An 18492-nucleotide genomic window follows, 5' to 3' on the forward strand; every position below is an offset into this window, starting at 1 on the left:
AATACCACGTTCACGACCAAGTGTTCGGGCTTCAATGAGGCCGGGGCGAATCCGCCCCGGAGTGTTGGCGGGCATTGAAAACTACACACATCCGGGCATCGAAAATGGCACGGTCCGGGTGGGTGCGGGGGAGGTCCTGGAGGGTCGGCTCGTGCCGTGTCGCGATGCTACCGGCAGCGTTGGGTATGCTGGCGTCTTCACTCGCAAGAGGAGAAGACGCGATGATCGGGAGAGAGACGCGGGTGCTTCTGCGGCACTACCTGGAGCAGGGCGCGAGCAAGGCGGAGGTGGCGCGGCGGCTGGCGGTCAGCCGCCGGACGGTGTACCGCTGGATCGCCTCGGGGCAGCTGGACCGGGAACTGGACGATGAGGCGGTGAGGTACGGACCGCGGCGGCCGGGGACGTCGAAGCTGGATCCCTACAAGGGGATCATCGAGGTCCGCCTCGCCGCGTACCCGAAGCTGAGTGCGGTACGGCTGTTCCGGGAGGTGCGCGCGGCGGGCTACGCGGGCGGCTACGACCAGGTGAAGCGCTACGTGCGGGAGGTGCGACCGCGGGAGCCGGAGGAGCCGGTGCGACGCTTCGAGACGCCTCCGGGGCACCAGGGGCAGGTGGACTTCGCCGACTTCCGGCTCCCGTGGGGCAAGCGGCACGCGCTGGTGGTGGTGCTGGGCTACTCGCGGCTCATGTGGCTCCGCTACTACGAGCGGCAGACGATGCGGGTGGTGATGCGGGGTCTGGAGTCCTCCTTCGCCTACTTCGGCGGGGTGCCGTCGGAGCTTCTGTTCGACCAGATGAAGGCGGTGATCACCGACGACCAAAGGGACGCGGGCGGGCGGCTGCTGGAGAACGGAGAGTTCCTGCGCTTCAGCCACCACTGGGGCTTCCGGATCAGGGCCTGCCGGCCGTACCGGGCTCAGACGAAGGGGAAGGTCGAGCGCCCGATCGGCTACATCCGGAAGAGCTTCTTCTACGGCCGGGAGTTCGTCTCCGACGCCGACCTCAACGCGCGGGCCCGGCGCTGGGTGGACGGTGAAGCGAACGTGCGGATCCACGGCACGCTGAAGGAGCGGCCCGCCGACCGCTTCGAGCTGGAGCGGCCGCACCTTACGCCTCTGGCCGCAAGACCCTACCGGTCGCTGGCCGCCCCGGTGTCGGAGCAGGAAGCTTCGCAGGCACCGGAGACAGCCACACCGCGGATCGTCGAGGTCGAGCGCCGTCCGCTGGCCGAGTACGCCAAGATCGCCGGCGGCGTGTCGTGAAGCGGCCCTCGCGCCGGGAACGCATCGCGGCCCAGCTCGCCGACCTCAAGCTGCCCGGGGCTCTCGAAGCGCTGGACGGCGTCCTGGCGGGCGTGGACGGCGGCGGGACGACGGCCGCCGAGGCCATCGAGCAGCTCCTCGCCGCCCAGATCACGCTGCGCAACAGCCGACGCCTCGCCACCGCCATGCGCTCCAGCCGACTGCCCGCGCTCAAGACGCTGGCCGACTTCGACTTCAGCTTCCAGCCCTCGATCAAACGCGAGCAGATCGATGCCCTGCACGAACTCGGCTTCGTCCAGCGCAAGGAGAACGTCGTCTTCCTCGGTCCGCCCGGCGTCGGCAAGACCCACCTGGCGATCTCGCTCGCCATCGCCACCGCCGAGAGCGGGCGCAGGGTCTACTACGGCACCCTCACCGCACTCATCGACTCCCTCGAGGAGGCCCGGACCGCCGGGAACCTCAACCGGCGCCTCAAGACCCTCTCTCACCCGGCGCTGTTGATCGTCGACGAGATCGGCTATCTCCCGGTCACCCAGAGCGGAGCCACGCTCTTCTTCCAGCTCGTAAACCGGCGCTACGAGCACGCCTCGACCGTGCTCACCTCCAACAAGGGCTTCGAGGAGTGGGGCCGGGTCCTCGGTGACGAGGTCATGGCCGCCGCTCTCCTCGACCGGCTCCTGCACCACTGCCACATCGTCAACATCCGCGGCAACAGCTACCGCATGCGCCGCCACGCCGATCTCTCCAAGGCCATCCGCCCCGGCGCCGCCCGCGACGTCTCCCCGCCTGGAGCGACCGCCTCATGACCGCCGCACGGCTCCGCGCCGCCCTCCCCCGAGGTGGGACATTTTCGATGCCCAGGAGTGGGACATTTTCGATGCCCATTGACACGGAGAGGTGATTCGCGAGCAGTCGGACGTCATCGAGCGTATGCGAGCTTCAATGAGGCCGGGGCGAATCCGCCCCGGAGAGAGAGGCCGCCGCGCCCGGGCCCCAAGCGCCGGTTCTGCGGCCGGCTTCAATGAGGCCGGGGCGAATCCGCCCCGGAGAGCTGGACCCACCACCGACCGACCAACCATGGTGCGAGGAGGCTTCAATGAGGCCGGGGCGAATCCGCCCCGGAGAGCAGCTTGCCCATCTCTCTTCCTCCTTGAAAAGGTAAAGGGCTTCAATGAGGCCGGGGCGAATCCGCCCCGGAGAGTCCGGGGTCGCACGGCATGGCCTGGGCGAGGGATCGCTTCAATGAGGCCGGGGCGAATCCGCCCCGGAGAGAGGTGCTGCCAGACGGCCTGTACTGCCTCGAATGCTGGGCGCTTCAATGAGGCCGGGGCGAATCCGCCCCGGAGAGAGTAGATCACGGAAACCCTTTAGTGTCTCTCTCACACGCTTCAATGAGGCCGGGGCGAATCCGCCCCGGAGAGGGGGACCGAGCGTATTTGTTCAGCCCCCGCGCGGGAACGATGCTTCAATGAGGCCGGGGCGAATCCGCCCCGGAGAGTCCGGGGTCGCACGGCATGGCCTGGGCGAGGGATCGCTTCAATGAGGCCGGGGCGAATCCGCCCCGGAGAGCCGCACGGCCCGCGACTTCCTCACCAACACACAGGGCATCATGCTTCAATGAGGCCGGGGCGAATCCGCCCCGGAGAGGAGGCCGAGGCGGCACCGATGATGGCCGCATCCCTGTCGCTTCAATGAGGCCGGGGCGAATCCGCCCCGGAGAGGATGCCCGACGGAGCTAAGGAGGAGTGATGACGAACACAAGCTTCAATGAGGCCGGGGCGAATCCGCCCCGGAGAGTCGGAACTCCCGCAGCGTCAGGCCCTGGCCCTGATTGCTTCAATGAGGCCGGGGCGAATCCGCCCCGGAGAGGCCGCTGGCAAACCAGGAGGACGGACATGGCGGGGCAGCCGCTTCAATGAGGCCGGGGCGAATCCGCCCCGGAGAGGCATCGTACCCGAGTAACCGTCTCCCTCGACGTTGAGATGCTTCAATGAGGCCGGGGCGAATCCGCCCCGGAGAGGGGACCTGACATCCCTCGGCCTCTACTGGCCGGACTCAGGCTTCAATGAGGCCGGGGCGAATCCGCCCCGGAGAGCCTACCAGGATCTCGGGGATGGGGGATCGTGTGACCAGCTTCAATGAGGCCGGGGCGAATCCGCCCCGGAGAGATGGTCATCCAGGACGGCAAGCGGAATCGCATGTTCAAGCTTCAATGAGGCCGGGGCGAATCCGCCCCGGAGAGATCTCCAGCATCTCGCGCGACCAAATGCGCGTCGGATCGCTTCAATGAGGCCGGGGCGAATCCGCCCCGGAGAGCTCGCCGAGCGGTATTCGGCACTCACGAATGCGTTGGGCTTCAATGAGGCCGGGGCGAATCCGCCCCGGAGAGCGCTTCGCACTCGCGGATCATGGACACTTTCATCGGAGGGCTTCAATGAGGCCGGGGCGAATCCGCCCCGGAGAGAAGGGGTACGACCAGGCCATCCCAGGTCAGGGAGATATAGCTTCAATGAGGCCGGGGCGAATCCGCCCCGGAGAGATACCCCCCGCCAACTTCCTCGGCAACACAGCGTTACGGGAGGCGTTGCGACTGGTCGGTTCGCACGCCTCCCGTAGGACTGTGATCTTTCGTTTCACACCTTGTTGTCAAATAGCTAACCCCTTGGCGGCCCGTCGTTAACCGGGATGCGACCGCTAAAGGGGTCTTCACATGCACCGGACCGCTCGCGTAGGTGCGCGGCGAGCATGGTCATACGATTGTAGCTCGCCGTATCGGCGGATCATAGGTCTTCCCCAAGCTCTCGACCCGAGGATTCACCTTGTCCGCCGGGCCGAGATCGACAATCAGGACATGATCCTCCGTTGGTTTGATCAGTTCTTCCAACCGAGCGGCCATCTCCGCACGGCGCCGGGCCACGAGGCGACACTGGAATACAGAGAGCTGCAACCAATGCCCGTATCCCTTCATCGCTTTGAAGACGTGCCTCCACCGTTTCGGATCGGCGATGTCGTAGGTGACCATATAGAGGCGTTCGTCTGCCATGTCGACTATCTCGGAAGATAATGTGGATAGCGTAAGATCTCACCCTGGAAGTGCCGGGCGAGGAGGCGGGCCTGCACCTCAATCAGCCGACGCATGGATACACGGTAGCCAAAAAGCGGGTGCGTGGTCTCTCGCTGTAAGCGCCGCTCGAAGGCCGCGATGAGCGTCTTGCGGCCGCGCGGATTGAGCGAACAGGACGGACCATTGAAGACGAAGTCGCTGGGCTTGATTTCCCCATTGTTCACGACCTGGATTATGGTCGAGTCGGCAACGATTGCGCGAAAGGGCTCCATCAGATCGAGAGCCAGGGCCGGGCGACCGTGACGCGGGCGATGATAGAGACCCATGTACGGGTCCAGGCCCGTTGAGGAGATCGTCACCGTCATGGCCCGCGTAAGGAGAGCGTAAGCCAGCGACAGCATCGCGTTCACAGGGTCCGGCGGTGGTCTTCGGTCGCGCGTAGCGAAGGAGAAACCGCCGAGACCGTTGGCGTCTCCGTACGCGAGCATTTGGTTGAAGCTGCCGAAATAGATTGCCGCCGCTTCGCCCTCGAAGCCCAGGAGTTGTTGAACGTCCGCCGCGTGAGGCGCTCGCCGGGCGATCCGCTTCAACCCGGCCAGTGCCTCGGTCTTTCCCTCCATGCCTCGTTCCGCACGCCAGTTCCGGCGCAGCAGCGTCCGCGAGTTGCGGACCTTCGCTGCTACAAGTGCACGCGCGAACTCGAGGCAACGGCGTTGACTGAACGCCGCCTGGTACTGCGCTTCACGCACCGCGACGTTGCCATTACCGGTCCCTATAGTGTGACCGAGAAACCAGCCTCCGGTCGAGAACCACGATACCGGGATTTCGGCACGCATCAGCGCGTGCAGAGCGGGCGTCGTCACGGACACGGGTCCGAACAGAGCCACCTGAGACACGTCGATTATGGGCACTTCAACAGTGTCGTCATCCGACTCGACGATCAACCGACCACCGCTCTTGCGCAGCCGGGCCCCTGGCGTCTGTACGTAGAGAGGCAGCGCGGGATCATCGGACGGGTTGAGCGGGCGCGGAGGGTGTCCGGTCTTGAACAAGTTGGTCTCGTCGGGGAGGCAGATGCCGGCCAGTGAACAACGCGGACACTTGGGACTGTCCTCGAGCGGCGGCGGACGGCGGCGGGCTTCGGCGGCCGCGCGCAGCCCGGCGATGGCCTCCAGCGACCGGGCCCGCAGCGCGTCATCCAGGGCGATCCGCACGCGTTCGCGCGATCCGGCGTACCAGATCGCTCCCTGTTCGACCCTGTATCCGTTGTCCTCCAGAATCATCGCCTGGACACAGACCTGCACGCGCTCGGGGTCGTACGCGCCGAACGCGACGTGAGGGCGCTTGCCCTTTTTGAAATCGACGGGCATCACGAGGCCGTCGCGGACATCGACGACATCCATCTTCGCGATGACCCCGAGCCGCTCCGAAGAGAGCGTTACAGAGCGGACACGAGCCACTTCCACCCCGAGTTCTTCCGGCGCAGGCAGGCGGCCACCGCTCTGGTCGACACGCGCGTGGACGCGCTTGCCTTGTGCGGTGTCAGAACTCTCCGCCCACTCACCCTCGACCCATTCCAAATACGCGAGCCGGGGACAATACACCCACTCGTTGACCATACGGGCCGGCACGAGAGGTGTCGCGGGATCGGACGGCGGGGGTCTTCTTCTATCGTTCATGGATGGCTTGCACCCGGCGGAGTGAGGGCATGACGACACGTTCAACCACAGAAACTAACCGTCCGTGAAAGCGGGGCAGCTCCAACCCACTACCTGGCCCCGAACATCCCGAGCCCAAAATGACTCGCATACCCCAGAGCCAGCGGCCCCTGGAACTCTTGCGGAAATTCAATCTCCAACAGCGCCCCCGATGAATCGGGTCGCGGCTCCCGGCCTCGAGACCGGAAGCGATGAAAGTTCAAAGCACGGCGCGGTGCGTCGCCCACCGTGATCTCCTCCAGCTCCCGGACAGTTGTACCCTCCGCCCAGATACCGCGCCGCTTGAGCAGCCTGATCAATTCTCCCCGATACCCGGCCTTTTTCAAATGGCCGGAGGCTAGGAACGGCGTGACGCTCCGCCAACGTCGGGATGCCGCCAGCACACGGGAACTCCCGGTGAAGTCCTCCGGGCGCCCGAACCCCGCTAGGGCAAGATGCCACTCGTCGATCCTAGCGTCCTCTGTTGTTCGGCCCCGGGTTCTTCCGGGTGTAAGCCAGATCCGCGTAACCCGGTCGAGTTGAGACCGAATGTCTCTGTCAATACCACCGGAGATGAACACCGTCAGATGATCGATCCAGCCGTCATCGTCCGCGTCTTCGGGCAACCAGAAGGCGTGGGGATGGCTTGGGTCCCTTATGGGCTTGTTCCCGCTGCCCCGTCCCGAGATCTGCCATGGCGCCAGGAGAACCCGCTTCCCCGTTTCCTCGTCGGTCTCCCGGCCGAACTTGGACATCACAGCCGCCCGCATCACCTCGCCGATCTTCACGGCGTCCTCGATGCGGGGTCTCGGGCGTCCAGCGACCAGAAAACGTGCGATCGTGGGGAGATCCGACATCGTGTGGTTCGTCCTGACTCGACCGAGAGACCGCGATACCACACCGGGGCTCGCGTGGGGGCTGCGGGCGTAGATGACTTCGTAGGCTGCGGGCGGTTGGCCCCACTTTCGATTCTGCAGATCCGCCGTGTCCACCGAAAGAGCGTCGACCAGGCGCGGAGGCAGCGTGTCAACGCTCGCACTTGCTCGAAAGGATCGATTGATCTGGTTCTGGAGCGCACGTTCCGAGAGCGGCTTCTTTGACGACGCGCGAATCCGCTCCGCCTCCTGATCGATCAACCGCCTGCGCTCCCTTTGGTACGACGCCGGGGAACGCGACACGAGAACCCGAAGCGAATCGCCGGGGAAGCCGAGTTCGGCCGGGCCGCAGTTCGGTTCGTCATTGGCTTCGGTCACGACCCGGCATTCAGTCCAGCTCTCCGCGCGTCCCAGATATCCCATCCCGGAGGCGAGGTCCCGAACAAGCTCCAGCAAGTCGTTCTCGAGGGTCATGTCCCGCCACATGGCCACTACCTCGGCCCCCTTAGGCAAGTGCAGAAAGGCGTCAAAGACCAAGGTCTTCGACTCCGACTTGCCCTTGCGTATCGGCATGTAGTGGCGCGTGTGGGCATGAATCGCCCCTTCAGGCAGGCAGAATACCGGCAGATCCTCCGCCAAGGCGTCGATCAACCCGGCCAGATCGTCCTCGCTCCAACGTTCGCGGTCGCCCTTGCGCCAGTAACAGGCGACGAGCGCCCTCAGGATCCGCCAGGGCTCCGGCGGCCAGGCCACATCGGCTTCGTTGACGTTTCGGCCCCAGGGCGTGGCATGATACCGCCCGGCCGGGAAACGGAAGGCGAGTCCGAACACGAGGCTACTTTTCGTAAGTGACGGTGAGGACTCGAGTGTCTCCGAACAGCCCTGCCGCCCCGATCCTCTCGACCAGCCCCGGAATCTCGGCCTCGATGGCGGCCAACTCCGACAAGGAGAACCCCGAGGGCCGGGTTACGGTCACGTCGACAACATCGAGATCGCACGCGGTGCGGAACCGCAGGCCCTCGGCCAAGAACTTTCGGATCTTGAACAAAGCCAAGAGGACCAGGAGCCGCTCGACACGGTCACCCAGGCCGTAGGCGCGAATCTGCCGGAGATCGAGATTGAAGTAGGCGGTGATTCGTTCGGCCATCCATTCGTCGCGAGCGAACGGCACGTTTCCGAACCCCCTGGCGGTATCCCCCTTGGGGTCGACCGCGTCGTTCTTCACACCCCCGCTCACCGCGCGCTTGGCACCCTCGGCTTCGACAAAGGCGGACAGCGACCTCGGCAACCTCAGGCGTCCCCCGGCCAGCTCCTTCTTGGCAAGGAAGACCCCGTGCAGCAGCGCGTTGGTGTCGAACTCAAGCAGCACCTTGGCGAGTTCGCGCAGATCGACCCGCCCCTGCTCGAGGTTGGCCAGCCGCTCCTTGAGCATGTCCAAGACCGACTTGTCCTTGCCTTCGAGGATGTAAGGCGAATTGAGACGGTGCGCTTCAATGAGCGAGTTAGTGAGGTGCTTCTCGTCCTTGTCCAGAACCTGGATCACCGGCAGACCTCGCAGCGGCTCCACCCAGTCGTCCTGGACCTCATCCCAGCAGACGGTCTCCAGGCGGTTGGCCATCGACTGGGCGCTTTCCACCAGGACGGTCTGACCGGTGCCGTTCGGTGATTCGTAGACGGCGTGACCGAGGTTGGGGAAGCCGGTGGGCTGAAAACGCGTCCCCTGAATGGGTCGTAGCCTCGCTTCCAGCAGGAGTCGCGGTTCGTTGGCGAGCAGAGTGAGGTCAACTGCCATTCTGTGTTTCCTCCGTTGGGTAGGTGGTGTCGGAGACGGCGCCTGGGTAGGCTCGCCGCAGCAAGCTGGTCAGTGCCTTGTCGGTTACGGGGATCAGCAGGGCGGCAGCCAAGCGGTCCGGTCGGAAACCTACGCCGATTCGTCCGCTGTGCAGACTCGAGTGCCTGCCTCTGGACCGAATGGGATCGTAGGGTGACGAGAGGCCGGAAGCGCGTGCTCTCGCGAACGCGGCAGAGACAGCGGCGTCGGTTGCTCGGCCATCGGTGTTGGCGCCACCTCCGCGCAGCTGGGCAACCAGGCCCGGCGGAATGGGTAACGTCCCCTCGCCGGGAATCGCACCCACGCGGACGAGGGTGGCATTGGGCGAGAAGATCGGCTTGAGCACGCAGTACGCGAACGGCAGGGTGGCTGTCGTTGGTGCAGGTTCGGTCTCCTTGTTCGGGAGCCAAACAGGCTGCGTCCACACCATCCCGGCTAGGAGAGCGGAGCAGCGCGCATCGTCGAACTCCCCGGTCAGAAAGGCCGCCACATCCGACATCCGCGCGAAGCTCGCGCTACTCAGGGGCTTGTCCCTCAACCCGCGAATGGGCGCTTCCACGAGGCGGCGTTCCAGCACGGCGATCATGTTCGCAACCAGTCCCCCGTGACCCCAGACGACCGTTGGTGGATTGTTGTTGTCCGCCCAGGTCCGGCGTTCTCGCAGCCAGAGGTCCCGGAAGAAGGTGTTCACCTCAAACCTATCACCGGGACCATTGGTGACCGGTGCGAAGTGGGCTGCCATCGGCGGCGCGCCGGTGTGTTCCGGACGGCCATCGGGAGACTCCGAAGATCGCCCGAGAATCCGCGAGGGGATGCCAAACCCCGCGAGCGCGACGGCGATCCGGAACTCGGGGCTGCCGTCGTCGGCCTGAAGTAGCCATGCGCGTGAGAGCAGGGGCGGGGGAGGCAGCATCTCCCGGCCGTTGGGGCTTGTGCTCAGCCAGTTCGCCAATCGGCCGATGGCTTCCAACGCGGCGCTGACCGATCGGTACGACACGTCCGGGGCCAGGAGCTCAAACAACGAGTCCTCCAGGACCTTGGCCGCATTGCGAACCGTGGCTGGCTGATTGTCGCTACGCCCCAGACGTCGCGCCCGGTTCAACCAGCCTCCCCTGTCCAGATCAGCCACGAGCTCCGCACCCGGAGACGGTGCCGCTCGGCGGCGTGAGATGGCGGTGGCGTAGTGGTTCTTGCCGGCGCGTTTGTAGAAACCGTAGCGTTGAAACTCCGAGAAGCCCCGGCTGACCCCGAGAGTGGCCAGGGCGCGGGCGAATTCCAGTCCGTCCCGGGCCGTTCGCCCGTTCGTGACGGCGCGTCCTTCGCCGAACAGTGCCTCGATCTCGCAAGAACGGGCAGGCCGGGACCACAGTGGAGCCCAGAATTCGGCACGGGCGTCGGATTCATCCGTGGCTTCGATTCCACCCCACCCGGCGCCGACCGCTCCCACCGTGAATGGAAAGCTTGCCCGCGCAATGGTGTTGCTCTGGTGGCGACGCGTGGCCGCGCAGGCGAAGGTGGCCGCGCCCTCGAGCATGAGCACATAGTCCCACGGATTCACGACCGGCCCGCCTTCATACCCGGTGGTCGAGTTCGGTCCGCCCGCCCCGCCCGGCGAGTATTGTCCCACCGCAGCGGTTGTGAGTGCATGGATCGGCGTGTTCCACAGCGCGCTTTCCAGCAGGGCCTTGGCGGCGGGGGACGGTGCGCCGGACGATGCGTGGAAGATCCCCGGCGACTTGGTGTCCGAAACGAGTCGGCGCATCAAATTGTTAGTGAAATCAAGCCGTCCGTCGTTCCCGCCCGTCCCGAGCAGTTGTGGAAACCGGAGTCGGCCCCCGGACAGCACGAGTGCCGCGTCGACCCAAGGCAGGGCTGACTCAGGGAGCCGAGCCCTCAGCATCGCCACGAGTGTCGCCTTCGCGTCGCCCTGGGGGCGGATGTGCAGATCAAGACCCTTGAGAGTATCGGACGCTACTCGGATGGCCAACGAGAATGGCTGGAAGCGCTCAGCGACGGAGTCCGAGCTCATGGGCCCGAAGCCGTCCCGGTTGTCTTTGGGGTAGAACCCGCTTCCTCCATTCCACGGTGCGATCACCGGACTGGGCGCGTACTCGTGCAGGAAGAACCCCAGCACACCGTCCCGGCCCAGCGTCGTCTGCACATGGAATCGCTCGCCCTCCCACCAGCCCCGCACACCCGGATCGGCAGCCACTCCCGACGCGTTGTTGGCCCCGGACGACAGCAGGCGGAGGACGCCGAGCGCCTTCAGGTAGGACGCGAGTGGCGTGGGGGAGCACCCATTAAGTGTCAAATGCTCAGGCGCCATCATACCCTCCCGACACTTCCTTCGCGGATGCACGCCAGTCCGCGATCCGCAGCAGAGTCTCTAGCCACGCCAAGCGGAATGGACCGAACCGCACGAGGAGATCCCTGGTGCGTTCGGTCCAGCTTTCCTTCGTCACCTCGTCCCATCCAAGCTCCATGATCGAGAGAGTCAGATTCCCGCGTTCCCACCGCTCGGTTCCACCCAGCTCCATTGGCGGTAGTTCGTCGTCTTCCCACACGCCACGGGCGAAGCGAGCGCCCGCGCGATCAGGATCTTTCGGGGCCGATTCTCGAGGCAGGGCGCGCAGGTTCATTCGCACCTTGCCGTGGTGCGCGGCGATTAGGTAAGCGCCGAGATCGGCCTCTCGCGACCAACCCTCCTGCGCGAGGAACGCCAGCGCGGAGGCGAGTTCGTGACGGAAGTATGCGCGGCCGTGGCGCACATTCTGCCCCACCGTCTTCGCGAGAAGCACTTCTTCAGGAACCGATTGGCCGTCCAGCCCTCGCCGCATGGTATCCTGAAAGACCTCGTGCCCCTTCCCCAAGTCATGCCAACGGGCGGCCCGGATGACCAGCTCCCGCGTCTCCGCGTCCAATTCCAGCGCCTCGCAAAGCAGGGAGGCTTCGTGAGCAACGTGACGCAGGTGATCCGTCAGATGTATGGGGGCCCCGGTTTCGCTCAGCGTATCGTCGTCGTGCCCTTCCGCCTCCTGGTCCTGACCATGGCTCGCAGTTGGCGACGCCGCTGTGGCAGGCGCAGGTTGGGACGGATCAACCGGTTCCGGCACATGCTTCGGATCCCCGGTGAACCCAACGCTTTCCAGGTAACCGCCAGCCCGTACGTCCACCAGAAGCGTCAACCCGGGAAAGGGGGCGTCTCGGAAGGGTTCCCACCCGGGATGGGTGGATCCAGGCTGTCCTGCTCGGTGCCTCCATTGGGGGTCGCGCACGAAGAAGAGGGGCTCGGAGACCTTTCGCTTCGCCTTGATCCAATTCCTGGCCAGTCCAATCGGTACGGCGCATAGCTCCTGCGCACGCGGCTTGGGCGGCGCATCGCCGGACACCCGCAATTCGCGCCAGAAGACCCGGATGTCCGTGTCGTCGGCATCGCGAACGTAAGGCGAGATGTCGACGTCAAAGCCCGTGAGGTCGGCGTCCGTGTCGAAGAGATCGTCGAGGTCCTTCCGGCGCAGGACTCGCAGCGGGGGATCGATGTCGCCGGGCGCGGGAAGGTGTACCGGCGCCACGTCCTTCAATGAAGCGAGCTGTTTGCTGGCTTCGCGCAAATCGTCGACTTCGTAGGGCCTCGACATAGTGATCGCCTGTTTCTCCACCTTCTTGTCGTCCCCATCCAGCGCCCCAAGCAAGTCGATCCAGAAAACGTCAGCCCCGCCCGCGAGTTCCGCCCGCCGATTCGCTCGCCCGAACCTCTGCACCATTGATGCCCACGGCGCCAGTTCCGTGAACATCACGGCTGCCGAGATATCGACGCCGGCCTCCACCGACTGTGTCGCAATGACGATGATGTCGGACTGGGCACCGGCACCTACGATCTTGTCCATTTCACGCTTCCGGTCCGCCGGGCGGAACCGCGAATGGAGAAGCGCGAGCGCGGGAGCGGGATCCCCGCGAGCCGCCAGGATCTTTAACACCCGGTCGTGGAGTCCTTGCGCGCGCTTGACCTGGTTGACGATCACGAGCGTCATGTGGCCCGCGCGGTGGGCGTCAACGACGGAATTGGCAAGGCGAGCGAGGTAGGCCTTTTCGTCCGCGGCACCTGGCGACTCGGGTACATCGTCGGCGCGGCTGAGGTGCTTGGGAGCCCGAGCGAGCTTACACAGCTTGGCATCGTCCTCCGCAGCCGGGTCGACCCGCCGCACCTTGGTTGGGGCGGCATGGTCCACGGTTTCGAGCCACTCGGGCTCGAGCGTGGCAGAAACCCAGAGGCTGCGACAATGGCGTCCGGTCGGTCGACCTTCTTGTGATGCCCTCGCCAACTCGTGGCGCCGAAAGGCCTCCAACTGGGCGGATGTTGCGCGGCCCGCACCCATCAGCTGCACCTCGTCGAACACCCACTGGGTGTCCTCGTGGAGCACCCCGAACTCCATCGGCCAGGCGGCGCGGGAGGACGCGTACCCCCGCATTAGGGCACGGCTGAGAAGCATGTCCTGAGTGCCCACGAGGATCGCGGGCCGCTCGGGGGCCGCAACCCAACGACCGGAATCGACTCCCCCCATCAGGACATGGACATCATCCGCGCGCGGGAGCACTCCACCGGGATCAAGTCCCTCGTTTTCCAGGGATCCAAGCCAACGGCGAACCTCGCTGTTCGTCTGATCGACCAGCGTGCGCATCGGCAGGCACCACACAAGCCGGCGGGGTGTCGACTCGGGTCGGCGAAGCCGGTGGCACACCCACGCCAGGGTTACCCCGGCGGTCTTGCCCGATCCTGTGGGGGCGATCAACACCTCCGGCCAATCCCCATCCTCGGCCAAAGCACGCTGCCACCTGTAGGGTTGCGCTGAACTGCCCAACGCAGCCTCGAAGATTCGGTCGAATCCGGGAGAGTCGTGACCCGTAAGGGAAGGACTTGTTGGTCGTTCGCCGGAGTAGCTGCTGGCTGTCAAGTTGATTGGTCGCTCTGCGCTTAAGGTCTGGCCAAACAGGTGAGTGGGCTTTCCGTTCTCGAACACGTTCGCTTCGCATGCGTACGCGTCGTCATCCCGCATAGACGGTCCTGGCCGATCCGAGGATCGCCTCTCTCCGCAGGTAGTTTCGACTTCTCTCGATCGACCGTCGCTCCAGAAGGTCCGCTCGGCGCCCGGACAACTCGCTCAACTCTTCCTCGATCCGAACCATATCCATGAGGGTCGGCCGGGCCGAGGAGTGGAAGGTCACGAGGACATCCACGTCGCTCTCCGGTCCGAAGTCTTCCCGCACGACGGAACCGAACAACGCCAGTTCGGCGATTCATGGCTCGATGGTAATGAAGTGCCCGGTGGTGCGGTAGCGGCGGGCCTGTCTACCCGAAGGCCACGAGGACGCGTCGGAGAGCCTCTACGTCCGAGGCGTCGTTGTAGACGTTGGGGGCGACGCGCAGCGCGTCGCCCCGCAGGGAGGCGTAGACGCGGGCGGCGGCCAGGCGCGCCTCCAGTTCTGCGAGGTCGCACCCCTCGGGGAGGCGGATGCCGAGGATGTGTCCGGCGCGCCAGGCGTCGTCCTCTATGGCCCAGCCGCGGGCGCACAGTTCCTCTGCGAGGCCCGCCAGCAACTGCCGGCAGTAGTCGAGGATGCGGGCCGGCTCCCACGCGAGGATGAGGTCCATGGCCTCGATGAGCATGGGGATGAGGATGAAGTTCGACGTCTGCCCCACGTCGTAGCGGGCGGCACCCTCCCGGTATTCGTCCGTGTAGTCCACGAGGCCCTGGAAATCCTCGGAACCGCGACGCGAGATCCATGTCTCCTCGAGCGGCACGCCGTCGTCGAATCGGGGGCCGAAGTAGCCCACACACGTCTGGTACGGGCCGAGGAGCCACTTGTACCCCACGCTGATGAGCGCGTCGGGGCGGATGCGTTCGATGTCGAACGGGACGGCTCCGATGGACTGTGAGCCATCGATGACGAGCGCGGCGCCGACCTCGCGGGCTCTGCTCCCGGCTGCCTCGAGGTCGATCCGGGTGCCGTCGGTCCAGTGGCAGTGCGGGAGCGCGACGACGGCGGTGTCGGGGTCGATGGCCTCCAGCAGCCGCTCGTTCCACAGGGCGCCGGAGGGGGGCGGGGCGGGGCGCTCCACGGTCCGCACCTCGCAGCCGTCGTCGGCCGCCCGCCGGCGCCACGCGTAGACGTTGCTCGGGAACTGCTCCCCGAGGATGACGATGTTCTGCCCCGGCTCGAGAGGGAGGTTCCGGGCCGCGACGGCGAGGCCGTAGGACGCGGAGGGGATGAGCGCGATCCGCTCCGGGGCGGCGTTGACGAGGCGCCCGAAGCGGCCCCGGGCACGGTCGCAGTCGGTGAAGAACTCCGTACCCGGGAACGGGGTCGGCGAGAGCTTGCGGCGAACCCCCTCCACCCCCACGGCGGCGACCGAACGCGGCAGGGGCCCGAGATAGGCGCAGTTGAGGAAATGGGCGTCCTCGTCGAGTTGAAACCGGCTCTTCTGGCAGGTGAGCTTCGATGCGACGGCGGTGCTCAATGGGTCCTCCCGGCTTTCTCTTCGACCAGCGCTGCCAGGCGAGCGCGGTCCACCTTGCCCGTGGCCGTCCGGGGCAGACGCTCGAGGACCTCCCAGCGTCGAGGTACCCGGGCGCTCGAGAGCCGCTGGCGGCACCAGGGGTCCAGGCGCGAGGCGAGTTCCGGATCGTGCCCGGCGACCACGGCGACCACGATCTGGCCCCACGTCTCATCCGGCAGGCCGATCACGGCGGCCTCGCGCACCTCGGGGTGCGCGGCGAGGACCGCCTCGATCCGGACGGGGTCGACGTTCGTGCCCCCGCTGACGATGCGGTCGTGGAGACGGCCGGTCACCTCGAGCCGGCCGTCCGCGTCGAGGCGGCCGAGGTCGCCGGTCGAGAACCAGGCGTCCCGGGGACGCGGGGGCGCGCCGATGTACCCGCGAAACAGGGTGGGGCCGCGGACCTCGATGTGCCCGGCGGGGGCGGGGGGCTGCCCGGGCTGGGTGGCCTCGTCCCGGCCCTCCGCGGGCCGGATGCGGACCTCGACGGCGCGCAGGGGGCGGCCGCACGAGCGGTCGGCCGCCCGGAGCTCGCGGGGAGTCGCCGTGGCGACCTGCGACCCCGCCTCGGTGAGTCCGTAGGTGAGGGCGATGGGCCACCCGGCTCCGAGCGCACGGTCGAGCAGATCCGGCGGGGTCGCCGCGCCGCCGAGCAGGACCGCGCGCAGGGAGCCCGGCGGCCGGGCGCCGCCCTCCAGCAGCCCGTGCAGCATCGCCGGCACCAGCGACAGGTGCGTGATGGCGAGTTCGCCGAGCGCCCGGGCGACGGTTGCGGCGTCGAAGCGCGCGGAAGCGAGCCCCACCGTGGCGCCGGCGGCCGCGGCCCTGAGCGGCACCGCCAGCCCGCCGACGTGCGCCCAGCCCAGCGTCGCGAGCCATCGGTCGTCCGGGCCGAAGTCGAGACGTTCGTTCGCCGCCTCGGCGTTCGCCCTCAGCGACCGCCATTCGTGAACCGCGAAGCGCGGGACGCCCCCGGTCCCCGAGGTGGCGAGGATCGCACCGCACGCGAGCCCTCTCTCGACCCCCCCGTGCGCCTCCGCGCCGGCCTCGCCGCCCGTCGCGGATGACAGCTCGGCGGGGCGGCGGCGGTGGAGGATCATCTCGCCGATTCCGGGCGCCGGGAGGGCTTCCGCGGTCCATCCCGGCGCTGGCCAGACCGTGCCGGGGCCGGTGAGCGCGGCGGCCGGCCGCAGCGCGACGAGGAAGGCGTCCCGCTCGAAATCGGTCCACCCGGGGTGCGCGGGCGCCAGAATCGCGCTCGCGCGCGCGATCGCCCCCAGCGCCACGGCGCCCCCCGGGTCCAGACCGAACTGGTGCGCCACGATGACGCCCGGACCCACCCCGGCCTCCGGGAGCGCGGCGGCGACGAGGTCGCTGGCGGCGCCAACTTCCGCGGCGGACCACCGGTGGTCCCGCTGCGCGAGGGCGAAACCCGAAGCCGGGCCGAGAGCCCCCGGGCCGGTCACGGCAGGCAACCGAGCGCGAACAGGAGACCGTAGGCCCCCGTGGCCCGGGCCGTCGCCGCGAGCGCGGGGTTGAGGTCGCGCGGGTCCCCGTGGCTCCACACGGTACGCAGTGGCGCGACCGCGAGCAGCAGCGCGGCGGAGGCGAGGAGGGCCCCCGGCGGCCACAGCCCGGCCGCGGCGCCGACGGGGGGCACCGCGGCGGCGGTGGCGAGAAGCACCGAGTACTGCACGCGCGTCGCGGTCGGCCCGATCCTCACCGCCAGCGTGCGCTTGCCGGCCGCCGCATCCGTCTCCCGGTCGCGCAGGTTGTTGACCACGAGGATCGCGGTCGCGAGCGCCCCCGCCCCCGCCCCCGCGAGCACCGCTTCCGGTGCCCAGCGCGAGAGCTGCACGTAGGCGGTGCCCGCGACGGCGACCGGGCCGAAGAAGACGAACACGAACAGGTCCCCCAGGCCGTGGTAGCCGAAGGGCCACGGCCCGCCCGTATAGCAGATCCCGGCCAGGATGCCCGCCGCGCCGATCCACACGATCGGCCATCCCCCGACCGTGACGAGGTAGACTCCGAACAGGGCCGCGAGGGTGAACGAAACCGCCGCCCCCATCCGGACGGCCCCGGGCTCGAGGAGGCCGGCCTGGGTCACGCGCGGGGTGCCCAGGCGGTCCGCCGTATCCGCGCCGCGGGCGAAGTCGGAGTAGTCGTTCGAGAAGTTGGTCCCGACCTGGATCAGGAGCGCCCCGGCAAGCGCCGCGAGGAACGGTCCCGCGGCGAAACCGCCCGCCTCCCACGCCAGGCCCCCGCCCGCCAGCACGGGCCCCGCCGCCGCCGGGAGCGTGCGCAGGCGGGCGCCGGCCAGCCACGCCCCTGTACCACCCGACTTCACGGACGCCAGGGATAGCGCCGGAAGTCGGGGGGCCGCTTCTCGAGGAAGGCGTTCCTCCCCTCCTGCCCCTCCTCGGTCATGTAGAACAGCATCGTGGCGTGCCCCGCCAACTCCTGGATGCCGGCCTGTCCGTCGCAGTCCGCGTTCATGGCGGCCTTCAGGCAGCGGATCGCGAGCGGGCTCTTCCCGAGGATCTCCTGCGCCCAGTCGACCCCCTCCGCCTCGAGGCGGTCGAGCGGCACGACCTTGTTGACGAGCCCCATCCGCTCGGCTTCCTCCGCCCCGTACTGGCGGCACAGGTACCAGATCTCGCGCGCCTTCTTCTGACCCACGGAGCGGGCGAGGTAGGAGGATCCGAAGCCGCCGTCGAAGCTTCCCACCTTGGGGCCCGTCTGTCCGAACACGGCGTTGTCCGCCGCGATCGTGAGGTCGCACACGACGTGGAGGACGTGCCCGCCGCCGATCGCGTATCCCGCCACGAGCGCGATCACCGGCTTGGGCATCGAACGGATGAGGCGCTGGAGGTCGAGCACGTTCAGGCGGGCGACCCCGTCCTTCCCCACGTACCCGGCCTCGCCGCGCACGCGCTGGTCTCCGCCCGAACAGAAGGCCCACTTCCCGTCCGCGGAGGGACCGTTTCCGGTGAGGAGCACGACGCCGATCCGCTCGTCGTCCCGCGCGTCCTGGAAGGCCCCGTACATCTCGAACAGGGTTTCGGGGCGGAACGCGTTGCGGATCTCGGGGCGGTTGAAGCCGATGCGCGCGATCCCGTCCGTCTTGTGATAGGTGATGTCGCCGTACTCGCCGACCGGCTGCCAGACGACGCCGCTCTCCGGCGGCGTGAAGGTCTCTTCCATGCT

The 18492-nt window shown here is 67.4% G+C and carries 13 protein-coding genes and 2 CRISPR repeat arrays (1 of these 15 only partly in view); of the genes, 2 read left to right on the plus strand and 11 right to left on the minus strand.

Annotation, left to right across the window (positions count from 1 at the left end):
- Positions 1-64: a CRISPR direct-repeat array (repeat unit 36 nt) (it extends 566 nt beyond the left edge of the window).
- Between the two features lie 157 nt (positions 65-221).
- Together istA and istB are read left to right on the plus strand one after the other, a co-directional pair.
- Positions 222-1262: an IS21 family transposase gene (gene istA / locus ACPXY0_RS09230; protein WP_423930502.1), complete on the plus strand. Its 1041-nt coding sequence runs from the start codon at positions 222-224 to the stop codon at positions 1260-1262.
- On the plus strand, positions 1259-2068 hold the full coding sequence (gene istB, locus ACPXY0_RS09235) for an IS21-like element helper ATPase IstB (protein WP_423930504.1): 810 nt from the start codon (positions 1259-1261) through the stop codon (positions 2066-2068). The genes istA and istB overlap by 4 nt, the downstream gene beginning before the upstream one ends.
- A 130-nt stretch (positions 2069-2198) precedes the next feature.
- Positions 2199-3801: a CRISPR direct-repeat array (repeat unit 36 nt; unit sequence GCTTCAATGAGGCCGGGGCGAATCCGCCCCGGAGAG).
- Between the two features lie 210 nt (positions 3802-4011).
- Here istB and cas2 read toward each other — a convergent pair.
- From cas2 to menB, 11 genes are all read right to left on the minus strand, one after another.
- Positions 4012-4305 carry a CRISPR-associated endonuclease Cas2 gene (gene cas2, locus ACPXY0_RS09240; protein ID WP_419935107.1) on the minus strand — a complete coding sequence of 98 codons (294 nt, stop codon included), beginning with the start codon at positions 4303-4305 and terminating at the stop codon, positions 4012-4014.
- 5 nt (positions 4306-4310) lie between these two features.
- Positions 4311-6050: a CRISPR-associated endonuclease Cas4g/Cas1g gene (cas4g/cas1g, locus tag ACPXY0_RS09245; RefSeq protein ID WP_423930506.1), complete on the minus strand. Its 1740-nt coding sequence runs from the start codon at positions 6048-6050 to the stop codon at positions 4311-4313.
- A gap of 44 nt (positions 6051-6094) precedes the next feature.
- Positions 6095-7729, minus strand: coding sequence for a type I-G CRISPR-associated protein Csb2 (csb2, locus tag ACPXY0_RS09250; protein WP_423930508.1), 1635 nt, complete (start codon positions 7727-7729; stop codon positions 6095-6097).
- Between the two features lie 4 nt (positions 7730-7733).
- A complete protein-coding gene (gene cas7g, locus ACPXY0_RS09255) occupies positions 7734-8690 on the minus strand; it encodes a type I-G CRISPR-associated RAMP protein Csb1/Cas7g (RefSeq protein WP_423930510.1) in 957 nt (318 codons plus the stop codon).
- Positions 8680-11058 (minus strand): type I-G CRISPR-associated protein Cas8g1/Csx17, encoded by a 2379-nt coding sequence (cas8g1, locus tag ACPXY0_RS09260; protein WP_423930512.1) that lies wholly within the window; start codon positions 11056-11058, stop codon positions 8680-8682. Before cas8g1 ends, cas7g begins: the two co-directional genes overlap by 11 nt.
- A complete protein-coding gene (gene cas3g, locus ACPXY0_RS09265; protein ID WP_423930514.1) occupies positions 11045-13783 on the minus strand; it encodes a type I-G CRISPR-associated helicase/endonuclease Cas3g in 2739 nt (912 codons plus the stop codon). The genes cas8g1 and cas3g overlap by 14 nt, the downstream gene beginning before the upstream one ends.
- Positions 13773-14009 (minus strand): nucleotidyltransferase family protein, encoded by a 237-nt coding sequence (locus tag ACPXY0_RS09270; protein WP_423930516.1) that lies wholly within the window; start codon positions 14007-14009, stop codon positions 13773-13775. The genes cas3g and ACPXY0_RS09270 overlap by 11 nt, the downstream gene beginning before the upstream one ends.
- A gap of 67 nt (positions 14010-14076) precedes the next feature.
- Positions 14077-15246: an aminotransferase class V-fold PLP-dependent enzyme gene (locus ACPXY0_RS09275; protein ID WP_423930518.1), complete on the minus strand. Its 1170-nt coding sequence runs from the start codon at positions 15244-15246 to the stop codon at positions 14077-14079.
- On the minus strand, positions 15243-16751 hold the full coding sequence (locus ACPXY0_RS09280) for a class I adenylate-forming enzyme family protein (protein WP_423930520.1): 1509 nt from the start codon (positions 16749-16751) through the stop codon (positions 15243-15245). Before ACPXY0_RS09280 ends, ACPXY0_RS09275 begins: the two co-directional genes overlap by 4 nt.
- Positions 16748-17641 carry a 1,4-dihydroxy-2-naphthoate polyprenyltransferase gene (locus ACPXY0_RS09285; protein WP_423930640.1) on the minus strand — a complete coding sequence of 298 codons (894 nt, stop codon included), beginning with the start codon at positions 17639-17641 and terminating at the stop codon, positions 16748-16750. The genes ACPXY0_RS09280 and ACPXY0_RS09285 overlap by 4 nt, the downstream gene beginning before the upstream one ends.
- On the minus strand, positions 17629-18489 hold the full coding sequence (menB, locus tag ACPXY0_RS09290; RefSeq protein WP_420461872.1) for a 1,4-dihydroxy-2-naphthoyl-CoA synthase: 861 nt from the start codon (positions 18487-18489) through the stop codon (positions 17629-17631). Before menB ends, ACPXY0_RS09285 begins: the two co-directional genes overlap by 13 nt.
- Between the last annotated feature and the right edge of the window lie 3 nt (positions 18490-18492).

This window comes from Candidatus Palauibacter sp., assembly GCF_965237495.1.
Taxonomy (GTDB): Bacteria; Gemmatimonadota; Gemmatimonadetes; order Palauibacterales; family Palauibacteraceae; genus Palauibacter.